18 protein-coding genes are annotated in these 21635 nt (G+C 36.2%); 10 read left to right on the top strand and 8 right to left on the bottom strand.

Features of this window, described 5'->3' with window-relative positions; translation table 11 throughout:
* The first annotated feature begins 23 nt into the window (after positions 1 to 23).
* Positions 24 to 1067, top strand: coding sequence for an ABC transporter ATP-binding protein (locus tag BN1066_RS03335; RefSeq protein ID WP_077318096.1), 1044 nt, complete (start codon positions 24 to 26; stop codon positions 1065 to 1067).
* 15 nt (positions 1068 to 1082) lie between these two features.
* Complete coding sequence (locus BN1066_RS03330) at positions 1083 to 2024, top strand: ABC transporter ATP-binding protein (RefSeq protein ID WP_077318095.1); 942 nt, start codon at positions 1083 to 1085, stop codon at positions 2022 to 2024.
* Positions 2025 to 2548: 524 nt separating this feature from the next.
* Here BN1066_RS03330 and iolG (BN1066_RS03325) read toward each other — a convergent pair.
* Positions 2549 to 3574: an inositol 2-dehydrogenase gene (gene iolG, locus BN1066_RS03325; protein ID WP_077318094.1), complete on the bottom strand. Its 1026-nt coding sequence runs from the start codon at positions 3572 to 3574 to the stop codon at positions 2549 to 2551.
* A 328-nt stretch (positions 3575 to 3902) separates the two neighbouring features.
* On the opposite strand from iolG (BN1066_RS03325), the gene iolG (BN1066_RS03320) reads away from it, so the two are divergent.
* From iolG (BN1066_RS03320) to iolG (BN1066_RS03305), 4 genes are all read left to right on the top strand, one after another.
* Positions 3903 to 4898, top strand: a complete 996-nt coding sequence (gene iolG / locus BN1066_RS03320) for an inositol 2-dehydrogenase (protein ID WP_077318093.1) — start codon at positions 3903 to 3905, stop codon at positions 4896 to 4898.
* Positions 4899 to 4956: 58 nt separating this feature from the next.
* Positions 4957 to 6327, top strand: a complete 1371-nt coding sequence (locus tag BN1066_RS03315) for a sugar porter family MFS transporter (RefSeq protein WP_218668063.1) — start codon at positions 4957 to 4959, stop codon at positions 6325 to 6327.
* A gap of 66 nt (positions 6328 to 6393) precedes the next feature.
* On the top strand, positions 6394 to 7419 hold the full coding sequence (locus tag BN1066_RS03310) for a Gfo/Idh/MocA family oxidoreductase (RefSeq protein WP_077318092.1): 1026 nt from the start codon (positions 6394 to 6396) through the stop codon (positions 7417 to 7419).
* A 22-nt stretch (positions 7420 to 7441) separates the two neighbouring features.
* Positions 7442 to 8458, top strand: coding sequence for an inositol 2-dehydrogenase (gene iolG, locus BN1066_RS03305; protein WP_281250258.1), 1017 nt, complete (start codon positions 7442 to 7444; stop codon positions 8456 to 8458).
* 703 nt (positions 8459 to 9161) lie between these two features.
* Here the strand turns inward: iolG (BN1066_RS03305) and BN1066_RS03300 are convergent.
* The gene (locus tag BN1066_RS03300) at positions 9162 to 10058 is read right to left on the bottom strand and encodes a manganese catalase family protein (RefSeq protein ID WP_077318090.1); all 897 of its coding nucleotides are present in this window, start codon (positions 10056 to 10058) and stop codon (positions 9162 to 9164) included.
* Between the two features lie 15 nt (positions 10059 to 10073).
* The gene (locus tag BN1066_RS03295; RefSeq protein ID WP_077318089.1) at positions 10074 to 10295 is read right to left on the bottom strand and encodes a YuzF family protein; all 222 of its coding nucleotides are present in this window, start codon (positions 10293 to 10295) and stop codon (positions 10074 to 10076) included.
* 600 nt (positions 10296 to 10895) lie between these two features.
* On the opposite strand from BN1066_RS03295, the gene BN1066_RS03290 reads away from it, so the two are divergent.
* Complete coding sequence (locus BN1066_RS03290; protein WP_077318088.1) at positions 10896 to 11219, top strand: hypothetical protein; 324 nt, start codon at positions 10896 to 10898, stop codon at positions 11217 to 11219.
* Between the two features lie 141 nt (positions 11220 to 11360).
* Here the strand turns inward: BN1066_RS03290 and BN1066_RS03285 are convergent, their stop codons facing one another.
* On the bottom strand, positions 11361 to 12248 hold the full coding sequence (locus BN1066_RS03285; RefSeq protein WP_077318087.1) for a LysR family transcriptional regulator: 888 nt from the start codon (positions 12246 to 12248) through the stop codon (positions 11361 to 11363).
* A gap of 155 nt (positions 12249 to 12403) precedes the next feature.
* Here BN1066_RS03285 and BN1066_RS03280 point away from each other — a divergent pair, with 155 nt between their 5' ends.
* The gene (locus BN1066_RS03280) at positions 12404 to 14581 is read left to right on the top strand and encodes a malate synthase G (protein ID WP_077318086.1); all 2178 of its coding nucleotides are present in this window, start codon (positions 12404 to 12406) and stop codon (positions 14579 to 14581) included.
* Between the two features lie 29 nt (positions 14582 to 14610).
* Here BN1066_RS03280 and BN1066_RS03275 read toward each other — a convergent pair whose 3' ends face one another.
* The 4 genes from BN1066_RS03275 to BN1066_RS03250 form a co-directional block, all read right to left on the bottom strand.
* Positions 14611 to 15177 carry a CBO0543 family protein gene (locus tag BN1066_RS03275; protein ID WP_143695724.1) on the bottom strand — a complete coding sequence of 189 codons (567 nt, stop codon included), beginning with the start codon at positions 15175 to 15177 and terminating at the stop codon, positions 14611 to 14613.
* A gap of 669 nt (positions 15178 to 15846) precedes the next feature.
* Entirely contained in the window at positions 15847 to 17079 is a 1233-nt protein-coding gene (locus BN1066_RS03265; RefSeq protein ID WP_077318083.1) for an MFS transporter, read from the bottom strand.
* A gap of 255 nt (positions 17080 to 17334) precedes the next feature.
* Entirely contained in the window at positions 17335 to 17886 is a 552-nt protein-coding gene (locus tag BN1066_RS03255; RefSeq protein WP_077318890.1) for an O-acetyl-ADP-ribose deacetylase, read from the bottom strand.
* A gap of 151 nt (positions 17887 to 18037) precedes the next feature.
* Positions 18038 to 18907, bottom strand: a complete 870-nt coding sequence (locus BN1066_RS03250) for a LysR family transcriptional regulator (protein WP_077318081.1) — start codon at positions 18905 to 18907, stop codon at positions 18038 to 18040.
* Positions 18908 to 19055: 148 nt separating this feature from the next.
* Here BN1066_RS03250 and mmgD point away from each other — a divergent pair, with 148 nt between their 5' ends.
* The gene (mmgD, locus tag BN1066_RS03245; protein ID WP_077318080.1) at positions 19056 to 20162 is read left to right on the top strand and encodes a citrate synthase; all 1107 of its coding nucleotides are present in this window, start codon (positions 19056 to 19058) and stop codon (positions 20160 to 20162) included.
* Between the two features lie 21 nt (positions 20163 to 20183).
* Positions 20184 to 21620: a bifunctional 2-methylcitrate dehydratase/aconitate hydratase gene (locus BN1066_RS03240; RefSeq protein WP_077318079.1), complete on the top strand. Its 1437-nt coding sequence runs from the start codon at positions 20184 to 20186 to the stop codon at positions 21618 to 21620.
* The last annotated feature ends 15 nt before the right edge of the window (positions 21621 to 21635 follow it).

Here is a 21635-nt window from a genome sequence, read left to right as displayed (position 1 = left end):
ATTAAATATTTTGAGGTGTTTATATGAAAAAAATATTACAAGTTAAGGATCTCCATGTATCGTTCCATACGTTTGCAGGAGAAGTGCAAGCGGTCAGGGGCGTTCATTTCGATTTATATGAAGGGGAGACTCTTGCTATTGTAGGAGAATCAGGCTCCGGTAAATCAGTAACAATCAAATCTATCATGCAATTGTTGCCACAAAGAAATTCAGAAATAAAAGCTGGAGAAATCATATTTAATGATACAGATATTGTGAAAGCATCAGAAAAACAAATGCAAAAAATACGAGGAAAAGACATTTCAATGATTTTTCAAGATCCAATGACGTCTCTTAATCCGACAATGACGATTGGTAAACAGATCATGGAGCCACTATTTAAGCATCGTAAGCTGAGCAAGACAGAAGCAAAAGAACGTATGCTACAGCTATTAGAGTTAGTAGGTATTCCCCAACCGGAAATACGCATGAAACAATACCCGCATCAATTTTCTGGAGGAATGAGGCAGCGGGTTGTCATAGCTATTGCACTTGCTTGTGCTCCAAAAGTACTGATTGCGGATGAACCGACTACGGCTTTAGATGTTACGATACAAGGACAAATCTTAGATTTAATGAAAGAACTGCAACAGCGCTTTGAGACTTCGATTATTTTTATTACACATGATCTCGGTATTGTTGCAAATGTTGCAGATCGAGTAGCAGTTATGTATGGAGGAAAAATTGTGGAAATTGGTACAGTAGATGAAATATATTATAATCCGCAGCATCCCTACACTTGGGGGTTAATTAGCTCCATGCCTAATCTGGATACGAAGGAGGAAGAACTGTATGTCATTCCAGGGACACCTCCGGATATGCTGAATCCACCAAAGGGCGATGCGTTTGCTCCTAGAAATAACTATGCAATGAAAATTGATTTTGAAGAAGAGCCACCGATGTTTAAAATATCAGATACCCATTATGCTGCTACATGGTTATTACACCCTAATGCACCTAAAATAGAGCCCCCTTTGGTTATCAAAGAAAGAATGAATAGATTTTTAGAAAAAAAATTAGTTCGTTAATGAGGGGAGAATGGCATGGAAGAATTAGAAAAATTAATTGAAGTAAAGAATTTAAAGCAGTATTTTAATATTGGAAAGCCGAAAGAAGTTCGTGCTGTCGATGGTATTACATTTGATATTTACAAAGGAGAGACACTGGGGCTTGTCGGGGAATCAGGATGTGGAAAGTCAACAACTGGCAGAACCATGATTCGCTTATATAATGCAACAGCTGGGAAAGTGCTTTACAAAGGGGAAAACGTTCATGGGAAAAAATCTAAATCCCAGCTTAAATCATTTAATCGAAAGATGCAGATGATTTTTCAAGATCCTTATGCATCTTTAAATCCTAGAATGAAGATATCGGATATAATTGCAGAAGGTATTGATATCCATGGGCTTGCCAAGTCAAGTAAAGAGCGGATGGAAAAGGTCTATTCACTTTTAGAAACGGTTGGCTTAAATCGTGAACATGCAAATCGCTTTCCGCATGAATTTTCCGGAGGTCAAAGACAAAGAATAGGAATTGCAAGAGCATTAGCAGTAGAACCTGAATTTATTATTGCAGATGAACCAATATCGGCGTTAGATGTATCGATTCAAGCTCAAGTGGTTAATTTACTAAAAAAATTACAAAAAGAAAAACAATTAACCTACCTATTTATTGCTCATGATCTTTCCATGGTTAAATATATAAGTGATCGTATTGGTGTTATGTACCAAGGTAAATTGGTGGAACTTGCGCCTGCGGAAGATTTGTATCATAGTCCGTTACATCCCTACACACAGTCCTTACTTTCTGCAATTCCTCTTCCTGATCCTGATTATGAACGTACCCGTGTGCGTAAGACATATGATCCAAGTTTACATCATGATGCAGGAGAAGAAGTAAAAATGAGAGAAATAGCTCCAGGACATTTTGTGAATTGTACAGAAGACGAATTTATACAATATAAAAAAGCATATACTCGAAAATAAACAAAAAATATCTTCAATCATTTTAATAAATCGGTGAATTTAAATAATTCACCGATTAAGTTCTTTTCTATTCATTGATTACTACATTTCTGAATCCAATTTTTACATGGAGACTTATAGAGAGTCTACCCGTATGCTCTGCAAGATTTTTCGGCTTTTAGCCGAGCCATACCTGTATGGAAAAACCTTCATTTAATTTATACCGTATAGGGTTTTAATCGCAAAATATATTATTAGGACTCTGTAAGTCAGCGTGGTACTAAGCTATCTAGATATGAAACGAAATATGGAGTAACGAGGTATCTTTATAATTTTCGACTATAGTTTTTGTTAAGATACTTTTCACCATTTTGCAAAAATCGTTAGGTAAATGAAAGTAAATGAAAGATCCTATTTAAAGTAAAAAACCCGTATAAGTGACACGTTTTAGTTATGTCCTTTATACGAGTAGTTTTCAAACATTAGAGGATATTTTACCATTTTCTCTTAAACTGTAAGGGTAAAGTTCACTTTTTCCTGCCTTTTTATAGTTGGTTGTTGATTTGAATTGGTTTTCCAGTTTTTAATGATTCTAAGCCGGCAGCAGCGGCGCGTTGTGCCAAAATAACATCTTCAATCGAGCATACTACTGGTTTGTTGTTAACAATCGAATCAATGAATTGTTCTAATTCAGAAATATATGCATGTTCATAACGATCCATAAAAATTGGTAATGGATTTTTATTGCTTTGGCTATCTTTGTTGTAATATTCTACAGTAGATTCGTTGACATTTTCTACTTTTAACATTCCTTCTGAACCAAAAACTTCTACTCGCACATCATATCCATAAACAGCTTGACGGCTATTGTCGATTAGACCGAAAGCACCATTTTCAAATTCAAGTACTAACGCCAATGTGTCAATATCATCCACCGTTTTTAATTCTGGTTCAATCAATATACCACCTTTTGCATACACTTCTTTAATATTGCTGTCCATCATATAACGAGCCATATCAAAATCATGCATCGTGAAGTCAACTAACAGGCCACCAATTCGTTTGATTAGATCAATAGGAATAACAAACGGATCACGAGAAGTAATTTTTAAAATTTGTGGATCTCCAATTTTACCTTCTTGAATTTGGTTATAAGCGGCTCGATATTGTTTGTCCATGCGGCGATTAAATCCTACTTGGAATTTAATATCGGCATCTTTTACTAGATGATAAACTTTTAAGCTTTCTGTTTCGTCGGTTACATTTGTATCTAAAGGTTTCTCACAGAAGATATGTATCTTTTTTGGATGCTTTAGAATATACTGGCACATTTCCGTATGAAGATCTGTTGGGGAAGCAACAACGATAGCATCCATATCTTCTTCATCTAACATTTTTTTGTAATCCTTATACGTGTTTTTAAAACCTAGCTCCTTTGCAGTAGCAAGTTGCTCATCATCTAATGCACAAGCAGCAACGGGTTCAAGTTGATTGCTTAAAGCAGCAATATTTTTTGCATGTTCCATCCCCATGCGCCCTAGTCCAATGATACTCATTTTTAGTTTACTCATCATGTTCCCTCCAAATAATTCATAGTTGAAGCCGCATATATAGATAACGTTTACAAAAAGATAATAGTATAATTTAGCGGATTAGTCAATAAAAAAACCAAAAAAATTACAACAAACAACAAACATTTAATCAAAATGAATCAAAAATGTGATATTAATTTCAAAAAAAGGATTGATATATTACCAACAAGAGGTTAAAATGTACTTGTAATCTACAACAAATCATTTTATATTTAGGTTTGAGTTGGTGATAATTAAAAGAGAGTACGAAGAAGTAATTGGTGAAAAGAAAAACATGAATGGAATATAGGAAAGGAGGAATTAGCAAATGCAAAAAATAAATATTGGAATTATTGGTTTTGGAAGAATCGGTAATGTTCATTTGCAAAATTTATTACGAAATAATAGATATACGGTTAAATATGTTTGTGATATAAAGCCAATAGGTGATTTTAACAAAAAATATCCGGAAATCACATATGTTCAAGATTATCATGAAATTTTGCAAGACCAAGGAGTGGATGCTGTTTTAATCGGTACGCCAACGAATCTTCATCCAGAAATGATCATGGAGGCAGCAAAAGCCGAAAAGCATATTTTATGTGAGAAGCCGATCGGATTTGATTTACACGCAATTATGGAAGCTTATCATGAAGTACAACAACATGATATTATTTTTCAATTAGGGTTTAATCGCCGTTTTGATGATGACTTTTTGAATATCCGTAATCAAATAGAAAAAATCGGTAAACCGCAAATTTTGAAAATAACTTCAAGGGACCCAGAAGTGCCGCCAATTGAATATGTAAAAAATTCAGGTGGAATCTTTATGGATATGGCTATCCATGATTTTGATATGGCTCGTTACATGTTTGGTGAAGTAGAAGAAGTTTATGTAAATGGTGCTACTTTAATTAATCCTGAAATATCTAAATATGGAGATATCGATACAGCAATTATATCTTTAAAATTTGAAAACAATTCAATTGGTGTTATTGATAACAGCCGACAAGCCGTTTATGGCTATGATCAAAGATTAGAAGTTTTTGGTTCAGAAGGAATGTTGCATAATACAAATCATCTAAATCATAATATTACTTTTTCTGCTAGACAGGGAGTCCAATTAGAAAAGCCAATGTACTTCTTTTTAGAGAGGTATAAACAGTCTTATGCGACGGAAATGGAATATTTTGCTGACTCTATTCTAACTAACGCACCCATTGCCTGCACCATAACAGATGGTATTATGGCGGTGAAAATTGCCCAGGCAGCTGCTGAATCTTTTGCGACGGGAAAAGCAGTTTCAGTAAAAAAAGATTTTTAACGGTCTATTCTAAGCTAAAATGTGAAATGTTGAGCATTAAGAGGAAGAGGTGGATATATTGTCGAAAACAATATCAAAGACGAATTTAATGACAGTCGCTCTTATTGTTACTATCGGCGGGTTGCTATTTGGTTACAATACAGGGGTAGTTAATGGAGCATTAACCTTTATAGAAAAAGACTTAGGCATTGATGCTTTGCAAAAAGGTATGATCTCTTCTGCTGTTACTTTGTCGGCGGCATTTGGTGCTGTATTTGGCGGAAGCATAAGTGACCGGATTGGTCGAAAAAAAACATTGCGTATGATTGCCTGGATTTTCTTGGTCGGTGCTTTAGGTTGTGGAGTTTCCACAAGCTTTACTATGCTAGTTTCTGCACGTTTCTTTTTAGGCTTAGCTGTAGGATCCGCTTCCGCAGTAATTCCATTGTATCTTGGGGAAATATCCTCTGCTAGTAAACGTGGGAAAATGGTTGGTTTAAACCAAGTTATGATTGTAGGCGGACAATTCCTTGCTTTTTTACTTAATGCAATTCTGGGCAATATGTTTATGGAAAATGTCGAGATCTGGAAAGTAATGATGGGACTTGCTATTGTTCCAGCTTTAATTATGATTATTGGGATGACAAAGGTGTTTGAGTCACCAAAATGGCTAGTGAAAAATGGAAAATTACAACAGGCTATTGAAATCATAAAATCAATTTACCAAGAGGATCAAGAACAGGCTGATGAGATTGAAAAATTAAAGCAGTTAGAAGACGATGCGAAGGAAAAAACGCAGGCGAAAGGGAAAATTCCTGGATGGGCGTTAAAAGTTCTTATTATTGGCTGTCTTCTAGGAGTAATTCAACAATTTGCCGGTATTAATTCCATTATGTACTACGGTGCAGAAGTTCTTCATACGTATGGATTTGGTGAAAGTGCTTCACTAATCTTTAATGTGTTAAATGGTGTGATGTCTGTTGTTGCTTCAATAGTAGGAATGAGCATTGTAGATAAAATGGGTCGTAAAAAATTAGAAAACACTGGTTTATTGATTTGCGCAACTTCTTTAATCCTGGTAGGTGTATTATCTGGTATTTTAACCGGTCAAAGCTATGCACCATATGTGATCATGATTTTAATTTTTATTTATATTTTTGCTTTCCAGGGTGCTGTTGGTCCTGTAACTTGGATCTTAATTTCAGAAATTTTCCCAGCAAAATATCGAGGCTCCTTTTCTGGAATTGCAGTATTTGTATTATGGATTGCTAACTTCTGCGTAGGACTTTTCTTTCCAGTGTTGGTTGAAAGTATCGGTATTAATACAACCTTCTATGCTTTTGCCGCATGTGCAATAATCGGGGTCATTATCGTATCCACAATGATTCCTGAAACGAAAGGAAAAACATTAGAAGAAATTGAAGGATTTTTTAACAGCAATGCTTCTTAAGTAATCAATCTTGAATGATCAAGTTTAATTTAATATTAAAACTCACATAGAGAAGGAGTGTCTTTCATGGAAAAAGTTAACGTTGGCGTCATTGGTTTAGGTCGCTTAGGTATGGTTCATGCTGATCATTTAGTAAATTTAATTAGTGATGCAAATGTATTGGCTGTTTGTGCTTTGGATCAATCTCAACTAGATTATGCGAAAGAAAATTTTGGCGTTAACACATACCAAAATTATAAAGAAATGATTGACAAAGAAGATATCGATGCAGTTGTCATAGTAGCTCCAACTGGCTTCCATCCGGAGATGACGAAATATGCATTAGATGCTGGCAAGCATGTTTTTTGTGAAAAGCCATTAGGATTGGATATGCCGGAAGTAAAAGAAATGGCTGAGCATATTAAAGCACATCCGGATAAAGTTTTTCAGCTAGGCTTTATGCGTCGCTTTGATGAGTCTTATCAACATGCGAAAGAATTAGTGGATAATAAACAGATTGGCGATATCATTTATATTCGTGCTTATGGCATTGATCCAATTTCTGGAATGGAAAGCTTCACTAAATTTGCAACAGATAACGATAGCGGTGGTATCTTTGTAGATATGTGTATTCATGATATTGATCTAATCCGCTGGTATACAGGAATGGACCCAGTACAAACATGGTCATTAGGTAATAATATTGCCGCACCACAACTAAAAGAAATTGGCGAATTTGAGACGGGAGTAGCAACGTTGAAATTTGATAATGGCATGGTAGCTACTTTAATTGGCGGACGCCATGCAGCACATGGCAACCAAGTAGAAATGGAAATTATGGGCTCTCATGGTTGGATTCGAATCGCTCAAGAACCGGAAAAAGATTTTGTAACGTTGTTTACCGATGCTGGAGTTATACGTCCAAGCATGCAAAGCTTTTCTGAAAGGTTTGAACAAGCTTTTATTACTGAATTAAAAGACTTTATTAAAAATGTTAAAGCTAATCGTCAATCAGATATCTCTGTAGAAGATGGAGTAAAAGCATTACAGATTGCCAAGGCCTGCAAAGAGTCCGCAGAAACTGGTGAAATTGTCAACATTGCTTTAGACTGAGGAGGAATATAGTTTGAAAAAGATGAATTGTGGAGTAATTGGTGCAGGACGTGTTGGGATGATGCACATCCGAAATATTATAACCATTCCTGAAGTTAACATTTTAGGAGTAGCAGAACTATTTATTGACCATGTCAAAGACGAATTACATGAACTGGGAATTACGAATACGTACAAAGATTATCATGAATTATTGGAAGACAAAGATATTGAAGCGGTATTTGTATTTGCATCTACAGACAGTCACGAAGAAATTGTTACCGCCGCAGCAAAAGCAGGAAAACATATTTTCTGTGAGAAACCACTGAGCATGGACGTAAATGAAGAAGCTAGTCTTAATGTGTTAAGAGCGGTGAAAGAAAATGGGGTAAAATTACAAATAGGCTTCAACCGTCGGATCGACAGACAATTCCGTGACGTGTTTGAAAAAGTTAGAGCTGGTAAAATTGGAGATCCGCAAATTGTGAAAATTACCTCTCGCGACCCAGATTTACTTCCACATGACTTGATTAAACGTATTGGTGGATTACTATTCGATTTCACCATGCATGACTTTGATATGGTCCGTTATATGATGGACAGCAATGTTACCGAAGTTTATGCTAAAGGTGGAACCTTAATTGATCCAACGCTTCAAGAAATAAATGACGTCGATACGATTGCAATTGTTTTGCAATTTGAAAATGGCACATTTGGGTTAATTGACAATAGTCGTAGAGCGGTGTATGGGTACGATCAGCGTGTTGAAGTATTCGGATCAGAGGGAATGCTCAAAGCGGATAATGTTAACAATTCCACAGTCGAATATTACAGTAAGGAAGATACGAGCTTAAAAAAACCACTACCAATCTTTACAGAACGTTATAGAGAGGCTTATATTGCTGAAATGCGTTTCTTTATTGATGCATTACTAAATGATGGTCCGCTTTTAGCTACTGGGGAAGACGTAATTATGGCTCAACGAGTAGCTGTTGCTGCTCAAAAATCGCTAGAAACAGGATTACCAGTAAAAGTTGATACGACATTGCCAAAAATTTAGTTCCAGATAAATTTGCGATCAATTGGAATATTAGTCCATTATTCGATTCCACCTAGTTTAAATATAGAAATAACATAATAATACCTTCAGCTGAAAAATAACCACGGAGATTTTCCGTGGTTATTTTGTTTGTGGATAAATAGGGATAAGGATTGATTTAAGAATATTTTCATACGGATAAAATAAAAGAAACGAGGTTTTACAATCAATGTACATACCGCTAAATAAAATTGTATATACTATTATTTGTTTTTGGCTACGAGATTATCAATGAGATAATTTTTGTAATTAATATTAGCCATATTAGCTCCAGCGCTAAGCCACTTGAGATTGTCTCACTTCTTTTTCTCAGTTTGTCCGTCGCTTATCAAATGCTTTCAGCTTTTGTTCTACTATAGGAAAGTATAAAATTTTAGGGTTTATCCCGCATGTAAGGTGCCGTAAGACTCCCACTTTAAAATCTTGAGTTGATACAAAAGGTCAAAGTGGGATAAAACGGCACCTAAATGCCCGATTGGTTCAAGGGCCTTTAGGTCATACCATTAAGGTACTAACATTCCGTGTAAAAAGCATTCCACGGAATGAAGTTTCACTTTATCGTATAAGAAAAATGATAGCTTTCGCTAAAGACTTGGCGACAAGCCAAGTTTTTCTAATTACATCTCTTGTTTATTTTAATAATAGGTTGATTTTCCGTTATATGTTATAGGTTTTCCATTAAGCGTTTGGCGATCTTTTTATAATCATCTTTATCAATCCCCGGTGCAAACTCCTCAGGTAAGGCATCTAAATTTGGAATTGGTGCTCCTTTTGGTGCTCCTTCTTTAACAACTAATTTTTCTCCATTTTCCGGATTCGTTCCTTTCCATATTTGTCGGATATCTGTGTAATCGCCAACATCGTTCCAAGTATATAGTACGTTGGCTAACCCTTGCTGTTCAAATTTCAGGGCATGGTCAAACTTCGTATTAGATAAATCAGGAACGGGGACCATTTTTTCTACATTTACTCCTGTTGCAATTTCTAAAGCTTTTGCAAATGCCAAAATATGTGTACCGCCCCGAACTAATAAATATCCAATCATTTCTCTGGCCGTTTCATGTTCCGTCATTTCATAGACGCGCATTTTATGGGTACGTGCCCCAATTTCCAGAAAGAAATTATGCAGTAAGTCCAAAACAAGATTGCCACTGTTAAATACATTGTCTCCTGTCCAAGCACGTCCCATTGAATCCCCGGCTAAAGCAGTTTGTGCAGTAACAATAAAATGGTAGGTATTACGACTATCCTTTCCCGTACGAAGTGGTGTAGTATCTGGATCACCTGTGTAAAATGTATTTCCTTTAGATAAAAGATTGATCGTGTTGGAGACGAGTTCAACGTGCCCGAATTCTTCAGCTGTAATGCTGGCTACTAAATCATAAAACGGTTTGAGCTTATTTTTTTGCCGAAAATTAAAGGATTGAAACATATAATTATTTAATGTTGACATTTCGCCATACTTACCGCCTAATAACTCTTGTACAGCAGCTGCTGCGTTAGGGTCACCGTGTTCTGGTACAGGAAGTTCAATTGCCATTCGATTTTCACGCTTAAACAATGGTACACCCTCCTTCTATGCTTTAGGAATAAACCAAACGATTTGTTGTGTACGAATAAAGAAAGAAGAGCCACCTGATTTCATCACAACATGATCTGGCATTACCGTTTTTAGCTTACCAGTAACGCTTCCTTTTGTTGTTTGTATAATTAATTGTGAACCTGTAATGGACTGTAAGGCTTGATAGATATAAGGATCAAAATGGCTAACAAAAGATGATGGCGTCTGTCCATTCATGCTTCTATTCCTCCTTAATAAGACATCACTATATAAGGCTATGACTTTGAATAGTCCTTTATTCATAAGGACAAGTAAAAATATATATTCTAAAAATATATTAAAAATCTGGTTGTATAAAGCATTATAGAAAATTAGATTTCATTTTATCCTAAATCTAAGATGCCATAGATCCTAACTTCAGAAGTTATAGCTACGAACTTGGAAAAATGCCCAATTCGTTAGGCCTGAAAAAGAAAGCTTTGATAAAATATACTGTAGCATTTCAAGAACATTGAAATTACCCTCATTTATGGAAAAAGCATCCTTAAATGAAAGTTCATTTATGGAAGTAAAAACTAGCGGAAATGCAAGGAGGAGTTTGAAGTAGTTTCATGCTTAGACTTTGACAGGGATATTTACTATACTAAAAGAAAATATTCGATTGAAGAGGAGGACAGAGACTGATTACAACGTATGATGGGAAAAATGTGAAGAATATGTAAATGAATAGTTTTAGAATTGGAATAGTTGAGCAAGAAGTGGCTAGTGCTTAAAGCAGTTATATTGTTTTTGGCATGTAAACTAATAGTTTATCAATAATAATAAAAAGGAGAAAAAATGTACACGTATGAAGGATTTGAACAATTCGGGACATTTACCTTATTAAGGCCTATTTTTATAACATTTTTAGCTGCTACCATTATCTTATTAAGCTTATTGCTATTTGAGCGTTCCAAGAAATATATAAATGCATTTACTATTTTTAGCTTATCCATACTATTAATCATTGCTTCTGTACAGCTTATGTTTTACGATGCAATTATTACGGATGAGCTTAACTTAAGTGGAGATACTGTTTCCTTTTTTATATGTTTAGGGGTCGTTGGAATTAGCTTAGTCAATATAGTCGTTTACTTCAAGACTAAACAAAGTAACAGATAATCTTATAAATCAAGCCATTGAAGTACGCAATTGGGCCTCAAGATTTAAAAAAGAATCACTCATTTAACCAATACAAAGGCTTAAAACTTATTAAACGTTCATTCGTTGATTTTATAAATCAACGAATGAACGTTTTTGATTTTAATCAACACGATAAGCTTCTGACATATTAATAAACGCGCGTACTGAATAAGGTAAGTATTTGTTTTTCTTCCATATCATTGCCAGTTCAAGATGTACCGCTGGTTGTTTAAACGAAATGGCAATCACATCATGATGCGTAAGTTGCTGGCAAATTTTACTTGGTAACAGTGCCACTCCTAATTTTGCTTCTACCATTTCAATCATAAAGTCTCTTTGTGAGCTTTTACATACAATATTTGGTTCAAAGCCGTGTTTTCTACAAGCTTCAACAATTCTATCGTAGAGAGAAAAATCTTGTTGATATAGGACAAACGGCTGGTTTTCCAAATCTCTAAATTCAATAGTCGTTCTCTTAGCTAATGGATGATCCTTTTGTACGACAAGCTTTAATGGATCGTTTAACAATTTAATAATTTCAAAATTTTTCTTTTGCACAGGGATATTACAGATTAATCCAATATCAAGATCACCACTATGAATGCCCTGCTTAATTGTATTACTGCCAACTTCATTTAATTCAATATTAAAATTTGGATATGCTTCTTTGTATTTGCTAATCAATTTTGAAAAGAATGTAGCACCAATAATTGGAGGAATGCCGATTTTAATTTCTCCCTTTTTTAAATGCATCACATCATCTAATTCAGAAGTTAAATTATTATAGGCATCAAGAAATTGACGAGCATTAATTAAAAATGCTTTCCCGGCATCGGTGAGATCAATTTGCTTACCTCCGCGATAAAACAATAAAACTCCAAGTTCAGTTTCTAAGTTTTTTATTGTTTTACTCAATGAGGGCTGAGAGATATGAAGCTCAGCGGCTGCTTTTGTGAAATTTTTTTGTTTGGAAACTTCTACAAAATACTCTACTTGGCGAATATCCACGATAGACACCCTTTCCGCAGAAACATTTACCTTTTGTACTTCATTATACTGGAACTTATAGCTAAAAGGAATAATCACTATGCAAAACATATATTTTTGTTTAAAGGGGGTTACTATTACAATGGAGGAAAGGGAGTATAGAGGAGGAGTCAACATTGACAAATTATGTATCAGTAGGAAATTTACAAATTGCTGAACAGCTTTATGATTTTGTGAATAAAGAAGCAATACCTGAGACGGGTCTTGATAAGGAAAAGTTTTGGCTGGATTTGGGAAAACTAATCACGGATCTGTCTCCCAAAAATAAAGCACTACTTCAAGAGCGTGAAGAAATTCAAAAGAAAATAGATGCATGGTATCGTGATCATAACAACTTTGATGCAAATGAGTATAAGGAATTTCTAAAGGAGATCGGTTATTTAGAGCCGGAGGTAAAGGACTTTTCGATAACAACAGAAAATGTTGATGATGCAATTACTGCCCAAGCTGGACCACAGCTTGTCGTGCCAATCGATAACGCTCGTTATGCCATTAATGCTGCGAATGCACGATGGGGTTCGCTTTATGATGCATTATATGGCTCCGATGTAATAAGTGAAGAAAATGGAGCAGAAAAAGGGAGTTCGTATAACCCATTACGTGGTGAAAAAGTAATTGCATTTGCAAAGGATTTTCTAAATCAGCATATTCCGCTAAAAAGAGGTTCACATGTTGATGTTACCAAGTATGTCGTTGAGAATGGAAACCTAAAGGTAAAACTAAAGAATGACGAAACGACAAAGCTCAAGGATGCTTCTAAATTTGTTGGTTACCAAGGTACGAAAGAAGCACCAGCAGCTGTCCTGTTTCGTAATAACGGATTGCATTTTGAAATTCAACTTGATCGCAATGATCCAATTGGTGCACAAGATAAAGCAGGAGTGAAGGATGTTTTACTAGAAGCTGCAACAACCACGATTATGGACTGTGAAGATTCTGTTGCAGCTGTGGATGCAGAAGATAAAACACTTGTCTATCGAAATTGGCTAGGATTAAATAAAGGAGATTTAACAGCTACTTTTGTAAAGAACGATAAAGAAATGACTCGTGTATTACATTCTGACCGTACGTATTTAAGTCCAAAGGATGATGAATTTACTTTACCAGGTCGAGTTTTAATGTTTGTGAGAAATGTTGGGCATTTAATGATGACCAACGTAATTTTAGATGAAAATAGTGAAGAAATTCCTGAGGGTATCATGGATTGTGTATTTACGAGTTTGATGGCTAAGCACGATTTGTTAGGTAATAGTCGATATAAAAACTCGCAAAAAGGTTCTATTTATATTGTAAAGCCAAAAATGCATGGTTCAAAAGAAGTAGCCTTTGCAAATGAATTATTTAATCGTGTAGAAGATATGCTGGAAATGGAACGATATACAATTAAAATTGGGGTCATGGACGAAGAACGGAGAACAAGCCTAAATTTAAAAAATTGTATTTATCAAGTAAAGGAAAGAATTGTATTTATAAATACAGGCTTTTTAGATCGTACAGGTGATGAAATTCACACTTCAATGGAAGCAGGTCCAATGATTCGAAAAGGGGAAATGAAATCATCTGTTTGGCTGCATGCATATGAAAAAAATAATGTCCGTGTTGGTTTGGATACTGGCTTAAAAGGAAAGGCACAAATTGGAAAAGGAATGTGGGCAATGCCTGACCTAATGAAAGCTATGCTGGAGCAAAAAATCGGGCATCTACAAGCAGGTGGAAATACAGCATGGGTACCTTCGCCAACGGCAGCTATCTTGCATGCACTACATTATCATGAGGTGGATGTCAGAAAAGTGCAGGATCATCTGGCAAAAGAAAACGAAACCTATCAAGATGAGATTTTACAAATACCAGTTGCTATAAATACCAATTGGACAGCTGAAGAAATTCAGGAAGAACTTGATAATAGTGCACAAACATTATTAGGTTATGTCGTGCGCTGGATCGATCAAGGAGTAGGTTGCTCTAAAGTGCCAGATATCAATAATATAGCATTGATGGAAGATCGGGCAACATTAAGAATTTCCAGTCAAATGCTTACAAATTGGCTATATCATGGCATTTGCAGTAAGGAGCAGCTGCTTGAAACATTAAAGCGTATGGCTAAAGTAGTTGATAAGCAAAATGAAAATGATCCTGTTTATCGTCCAATGGCTGATAATTATGATAAATCGATTGCTTTCAAAGCTGCTTGTGATTTAGTTTTTAAAGGAAAAGAACAGCCAAATGGCTATACCGAACCGATTCTCCATCGTCGTCGTTTAGAAGTGAAGGAAAAACATCAGGTAAAAAGCTAAAATTCATGATAAAGGACCAAGGGTTGTAGTTACTCCCCTTGGTTTATTTTTTCATACCCTTTGATGTTAAATAACCAATAAGAACAGAGGAATAGGAATAAAAAAATGAAAAAATCATACAATGTTGACCAATTTTTAGGGTTGTAAAAACCTATAGCTTTGAACAAGTTCATCCCCCCAAATGCTGCAAAAGCAGCAAAAATACTTCCTTTTAAGAAGGGGTTTGCCTGGGGCTTTATTTGTAAGACAAACATTATAGCAACTGGAACTAGTGCTAAATGATATGGGAGAAACAATATTGGTGATATTGGCGAAAATTTCATTGGATACGACCAAAAACCATATGATTGTGCAATAAGATCGATTAACAATGATAGAGTCATGGTAAGAAAGGCACTACCAAGTAGTCGACCTGTACTTTTTTTAGGTCTAAATAAAATCCATAGTAACCAAGGAAGTATAAATAAGATGATACCTAACCACCATTGCCATGTGAAGAGAAATGCATGAATGACTGCATCTGTTAGCATTTGGTTAGCTTCCATTAATTTTAATGCTGCTTTTTCTGATAGTTCCAATCCTTGTTCAACTGTCACTTTACTGCTCCTAACGATAAATTTTGACATGGGTATCCCGTAAAACAATAAAGACTAAAGAAAATGATTTGATTTATATAACCATTAAACTCTTGTTTACTTTTTTATAGCGTGTTCCATTTCTCATACTTTATGTATAAAATTTAAAAGACCAGCGTATTTAACTTCTTTCGGAAAATTTCAAATAACTATGTGGTAAACTAGAGCGTGACATTACCTGCCCGATTAGAAGAGGGAAGGACTTGAAGACTAAATCAAGAGACCATCGCAAAGTTGCAACAGTTCGCCCCAAAGGCGGGAGACCATTGCTTAAGTCGCAACAGTTCGCCCCAAAGGCGGGAGACCATTGCTTAAGTCGCAACAGTTGGCCCCAAAGGCGGGAGACCATTGCTTAAGTCGCAACAGTTGGCCCCAAAGTCAGGAGAGACCATCGTAAATTCGCAACAGTTCGCCCTCGAAGTCGGGAGAGACCATCGCAAAGTCACAACAGTTCGCCCCGAAGTTGAGAGAGACAAGCGCAAAGTCACAACAGTTCGCCCCGAAGTTGAGAGAGACAAGCGCAAAGTCGAATTAGCTCATCTCCGCAGTTGAGAGAGAGAAACGTATATTACTGCAAAAAAAGCTTATTTTAGGTTTTAAAGTTGAACAGTCGCATTTACCACACAGAAATTATCCACTCTCTGCAACCGCATGTTCATCTGCATTAATAAAATTCCACACGAAATACAACAGTAACAAGCTAATGGCACCCATGGTAATATAGCTAATATTTAGATAGTTTTTCATAACAATAGAAATCAATGGCGGTCCAAAAGCTACACCAATAAACCTGGAAGCACTGTAAAAAGCCGTTACTGTGCCACGTTCTTCCTTATCAATTCCTTGAGTAATCATGGCATCTAACGTAGGCAAAATAGCGCCAACAGCAATACCTAAACAAGATGTAACGATTAATAAAAGAATTAAACGTTCACTAAAAAAGCCAACAAAGGTAATGCTTACAGAGGTGATAATTAAGCCTGAGAGTAAGACACGCTTCATTTTTATTAAATCACCTTTAATTTTTTTCCCTGTTATATAAGAGGAAACACAAAGACCAAATAGGGGAATGGCTAAAACAAATCCCTTTGTAACTCCATATAGTCCATGCTGCTTTTCAAAAATATCGGACAGGAAAAACAAAACACCAAATAAAATTAACATTAAATGAACGCCAACTAGAAAAACGATATAGAGCCATTTTCCTTCTATTTTAAATGTCTCTTTTGTTTTCTCGAAAAACTGGCGAAATGGAAGTGGCTCTTCTTCCTGTTTGGGAACTTTTATAAAAAAATAGATAAGCACAATGGAGATTAAACTAAAAAATGAAATTGAAAAAAAGGGAATATACCATAGAAATGAAGCAAATAATGCTCCTAAGATCGGGCTTAATACTTTCCCAAATGTATTCGATGTTTCAACTATTCCTAAACAGGCACTAGTCTTTGTATCATCATCCTTAAAAAGATCACCGACTAACGGAATAATAATTGGAAACGCACCTGCTGCACCAATGCCTTGCAGTACCCGTCCAATAATTATCCAAACGAAGGGATCAGACGCTTTCCAGGAAGCAAACCCAGCTATTAGACCACCAATAAAGGCTAATATTAGACTAGGCATGATAACCATCTTTCTCCCAAATCGGTCAGACAAATAACCAGCAACCGGAATCAGAAAGATCGCGGCAAGCGAGTAGCTTGTAATAATCATGCTTGATTGGAAGGAAGTAATCCCTACCTTACTTTCAAAAATAGGCAGTACGGGAATTAACATGGAATTTCCTAATGTCATGACAAGCGGGATCGATGCAATGCTTATAATACACCATGTGCCAACCTGTTGATTTTCATGATTACTCATTTTAATTCTCCATTCATTTCGTTTTTTCTTTCTTATCATGCCAATCCCAAATTTTCCTATACATAGTAAAAGAAGGGTAAAAATGGGAAAGGAGCTAGTTTCAATGAGAATGTTGATTTGGTATAGTCATGCGATTTTTGAAGGAAAATATAAACTAAGATATGAAGGAGTAAGTTATCACCTTAGGTTTAATAGAGGTTATAAGTGTGTAATGAAAAGAGTTGACCTCCTTAAAGAAGGAGGTGCAGCAGAGAGCTATTGACGATTTTGCAACGTTTTAAGTGCTTGTTCATAGGTTTGATAATCTTTATTGGAAAATAAAACCATGGCAACATATCCAAATTTATGTTGTTCTAAATAAGTTTTAATTGTGGTTAACGCAATCTTTGCTGCTCTATCAATCGGAAAGCGGTAAATACCAGTAGAAATGGAAGGGAAAGAAATACTTGTTAAGTTATGTTTGTTGGCAAGTTCTAAAGCATTTTTATAGCAATTGGATAATTGTTCATCTTGCTTTATATGGTTTTTATCCCATATTGGTCCAACTGTATGGATTACATAGCTTGCCGGCAACCGAAACCCGGGAGTAATAACTGCTTCTCCAGTACCTAAGTAGTCGCCATGCAGTTCTTCCTGCCGTACTTGTTTGCAGGCTGATAGCAATTCACTACCAGCTGCTTTATGAATAGCTCCATCAACACCTCCGCCTCCCATTAATGTACCATTAGCGGCATTGACAATAGCGTCTGTGGTTTGTTTCGTAATATCCCCTGTTAGTAATTTTAACGTATTGCCATTTACATTCATTTTCAATTTGAATCACTCCTCCTATTATCTCCTTTACTATTATGATGGAATAAAAGGAAAGGGTTGTCCAGCTTCCAGCTAGGGGAGGGTTCGAATCTTTGCTTTAAATTAGTGTTTAAAATAAGCATTCATTAGTCTGATTCAAGCAGGGTTACAACGCTTTCACATTTAGTGTTTGAATAAACTGTACAAATGCTCTAATAATGTTTAACTGTAACGTTTCTTTATGATAATACATCCATGTTTTCCTTGTTATTGGTTTTCCAGATGGAAGGTGGAGTGGTTTCGTGATTAGCTCTGGATAAGGACGGACAACAAGATTAGCCATAATAGCATAGCCTAAGCCATTAACAACCATTTCTTTACAAGTCTCTACCTGGTTTACATGAATCTTTATATTCGGATTTTGTTTATAATTACTGTACCACCATTGCTCAACAATACTTTTCATTTTTTCATCGGTATGATAATCAACCCTTGGTAGGCTAGGAAGATCTTCCCAAGCAAATTCCCATGGAGCTGCAACGCATATTTCTTCTTCATAAAGCAAATACTTGTTTTCATTCCAAAGATAATCACCCTTGATAAAACCAATATGCACATCATGATTGAGAATTAATCGATGCATCTCACTACTCCAACCTGTAACTACTTGAAACTCGACATTGGGATAACTCTGTTTAAATAGACGAAGCAACTTCGGCATTTTATTTAAGGCAAAAAAGTTGGAAACACCAACGCGAATGGTTCCCGATACTTGTTCCCCCATATTATGTAGTTCTTCTTCAATCTTTCTTTGTTCAGATAACATTTTTTCCGCATGAAGTGCCAACTTTTCGCCTTCGGGTGTAAAGATAATCCCCCGTTGCTTGCGAATAACGAGCTGCACGCCATAGTGATTTTCTAGTTTTTTTAATCTGGAAGTGATCGTGGGCTGGGATATAAATAGCCGTTGTGCAGCTTTTGTAATATTTTCGGTGTCATATAATGTCGTTAACATCTCCCAATCTTGTATTCTCATTGAATAACACCCCCCTTGAACAGATTTCTGATATTGAAAAAAATTATGGCTATTAATTAAAATTATATATTTTCCTAATCTTCATTTCAATTTTATAATAGTTATATAGAAAATAAAGAAATTATTGAATTATATAAGGAGGATGCATATGAGTACGAAACAGCAGTTTGTTCCTGGTTTGGAAGGTGTAATTGCAGCGGAGACAGCCATATCTTTTCTTGATACAGAACAAGAAAAAATCATTATTCGGGGTCATGATTTAATAGATCTGTCCAAAAGCAATGATTATATCGATGTTGCGCATTTATTGTTAGATGAGAGATTGCCAAATGACTCAGAAAAATCTGCGCTGGAAGAAAAACTGAAGAAAAATTACGACATCCCTTTCTATGTAATGGAGATTTTAAGTTTGCTACCGGAAACAACACATCCAATGGATGGCATGCGCACAGGATTGTCAGCGCTTTCTGGAAATGACAAAGATATCGACAGTCGATCTACAGAAGCGAATAAAACTCGGGCTTATGAACTGCTAGGAAAGCTGCCGGCCATTACGGTAAATAGCTATCGGCTGATAAAAGGTAAAAAAGCTGTCGAGCCTGATCCTAGTCTTTCATACAGTGCTAACTTTCTATACATGATTACTGAGAAAAAGCCAGAGCCATTTGAAGCTAAAATTTTTGATCGCTCATTACTTTTGTATAGCGAGCATGAAATGCCAAACTCGACATTTACAGCTAGAGTAATTGCTTCAACAAACTCTGACATTTATGGAGCATTGACTGGTGGAGTAGCTTCATTGAAAGGAAACCTCCATGGTGGTGCAAACGAAGCAGTTATGTATATGTTAAATGCAGTAAAGTCAGCTGGTGAGTTTGAGGAATTAATTCAGAAAAAACTGATAAATAAAGAGAAAATAATGGGTTTTGGTCATCGAGTTTATATGAAGAAAATGGATCCGCGTGCATTAGAAATGAAAGCGTCTTTAAAGCAGTTATGTGATAAAAAAGGAGATCATTCTCTGTTAGAAATGTGTGAAGCCGGAGAAAAAGTCATGCGTGAAGAGAAAGGATTATACCCTAACCTAGACTACTATGCAGCACCTGTGTACTGGATGCTGGGAATTCCAATTGAATTGTATACGCCGATATTCTTCAGTGCCCGCACAGCAGGCTTAGCCGCTCATGTCATGGAACAGCATAATAATAATCGTATTTTCCGCCCTCGAGTTAATTATATTGGAGAAAGCTATTAAACCTATAAAAGGAGAATCAATATGGTACAAGTAACGGATGAGAGAAAAACAGATGTATTGTTAGAGGAGATTGCTGATTACGTACTGAATAAAGAGATTACAAGTGAGGAAGCATTGTCTACTGCACATTACGTATTAATTGACACCATTGGTTGTGGAATATTAGCCTTAAATTACCCAGAGTGCACGAAGCATCTCGGGCCGATTGTTCCGGGAACGATTGTACCAAAAGGGGTAAGAGTACCGGGTACTTCACATGTGTTGGATCCAGTTCAAGGTGCATTTAATATTGGAACCATGATCCGCTGGTTAGATTACAATGATACGTGGCTTGCAGCTGAGTGGGGACACCCATCGGATAACTTGGGAGGAATTTTGGCAGTAGCTGACTTTATTAGTCAAGAAAACCTTTCGAAAGGTAAAGAGCCACTAAAAGTGAAAGATGTATTGGAAATGATGATTAAAGCACATGAAATTCAAGGAGTTTTAGCTCTAGAAAACAGTTTAAACCGTGTTGGACTCGATCATGTACTTTTTGTTAAAATTGCTACAACAGCGGTCGTTGCTAAAATGTTGGGAGGAACGAAACAAGAAATCATCAATGCGTTATCCAATGCATGGATTGATAACTCCAGTTTACGTACGTATCGGCATGCACCAAATACGGGATCTCGTAAATCATGGGCTGCTGGGGATGCAACCAGTCGTGCAGTTCGTTTGGCAATGATGGCTGTAAAAGGGGAAATGGGCTATCCAACAGCTTTAAGTGCACCAGGATGGGGCTTTCAAGACGTGTTATTCAATAAACAAGAACTCGTATTGAAGCAGCAGCTTGACAGCTATGTTATGGAAAATGTGCTATTTAAAGTATCCTATCCGGCTGAGTTTCATGCACAAACGGCAGCGGAGGCAGCCATAGAACTACACCCAGAAGTAAAAGAACGCATAGAAGAAATTGATCATATTACGATTTCAACCCATGAGTCGGCTATTCGGATAATTGATAAAAAAGGTCCATTATATAACCCCGCCGACCGGGATCATTGTCTGCAATATATAACGGCAATTGGCTTATTAAAAGGGGATATTGTTGCTGAGGATTATGAGGATGAAAGAGCAGCCGATCCGCGTATTGATATGCTTCGCGAAAAAATGGTAGTTACAGAGAACCAAACGTATACGGAAGATTACTTAGATCCAAATAAACGCTCCATTGCAAATGCGGTCCAAATTCATTTTAAAGATGGTACATCAACCGATAATATTGAGCGTGAATATCCATTAGGACACCGTTTCCGTAGAGAAGAAGCTATTCCGAAAATTTTAGAGAAATATGCAGCCAATTTAGAAACACAATACGCAAGTAAACAATTGCAGGAAATCGAAGCAGTAAGTTATGACTATGCTAAATTAACAGCAATGAATGTTGATGATTTTATGGAGTTGTTTGTGAAGTAAATAAGGAGGACGTTT

The organism is Virgibacillus proomii (assembly GCF_900162615.1).
GTDB classification, from domain to species: Bacteria; Bacillota; Bacilli; order Bacillales; family Amphibacillaceae; genus Virgibacillus; species Virgibacillus proomii.
Note: the sequence above shows the minus strand (reverse complement) of the source record. Positions and strands in the feature narration are given on the sequence as shown.

What these genes read in the sequence shown, in the direction of transcription:
- BN1066_RS03335 (WP_077318096.1), top strand. Translation starts at nt 24, where the DNA reads ATGAAAAAAATATTACAAGTTAAGGATCTCCATGTATCGTTCCATACG.
- BN1066_RS03330 (WP_077318095.1), top strand. Translation starts at nt 1,083, where the DNA reads ATGGAAGAATTAGAAAAATTAATTGAAGTAAAGAATTTAAAGCAGTAT.
- iolG (WP_077318094.1), bottom strand. Translation starts at nt 3,574, where the DNA reads ATGAGTAAACTAAAAATGAGTATCATTGGACTAGGGCGCATGGGGATG.
- iolG (WP_077318093.1), top strand. Translation starts at nt 3,903, where the DNA reads ATGCAAAAAATAAATATTGGAATTATTGGTTTTGGAAGAATCGGTAAT.
- BN1066_RS03310 (WP_077318092.1), top strand. Translation starts at nt 6,394, where the DNA reads ATGGAAAAAGTTAACGTTGGCGTCATTGGTTTAGGTCGCTTAGGTATG.
- iolG (WP_281250258.1), top strand. Translation starts at nt 7,442, where the DNA reads ATGAATTGTGGAGTAATTGGTGCAGGACGTGTTGGGATGATGCACATC.
- BN1066_RS03295 (WP_077318089.1), bottom strand. Translation starts at nt 10,295, where the DNA reads ATGAATGGACAGACGCCATCATCTTTTGTTAGCCATTTTGATCCTTAT.
- BN1066_RS03290 (WP_077318088.1), top strand. Translation starts at nt 10,896, where the DNA reads ATGTACACGTATGAAGGATTTGAACAATTCGGGACATTTACCTTATTA.
- BN1066_RS03265 (WP_077318083.1), bottom strand. Translation starts at nt 17,079, where the DNA reads ATGAGTAATCATGAAAATCAACAGGTTGGCACATGGTGTATTATAAGC.
- BN1066_RS03255 (WP_077318890.1), bottom strand. Translation starts at nt 17,886, where the DNA reads ATGAATGTAAATGGCAATACGTTAAAATTACTAACAGGGGATATTACG.
- BN1066_RS03250 (WP_077318081.1), bottom strand. Translation starts at nt 18,907, where the DNA reads ATGAGAATACAAGATTGGGAGATGTTAACGACATTATATGACACCGAA.
- mmgD (WP_077318080.1), top strand. Translation starts at nt 19,056, where the DNA reads ATGAGTACGAAACAGCAGTTTGTTCCTGGTTTGGAAGGTGTAATTGCA.
- BN1066_RS03240 (WP_077318079.1), top strand. Translation starts at nt 20,184, where the DNA reads ATGGTACAAGTAACGGATGAGAGAAAAACAGATGTATTGTTAGAGGAG.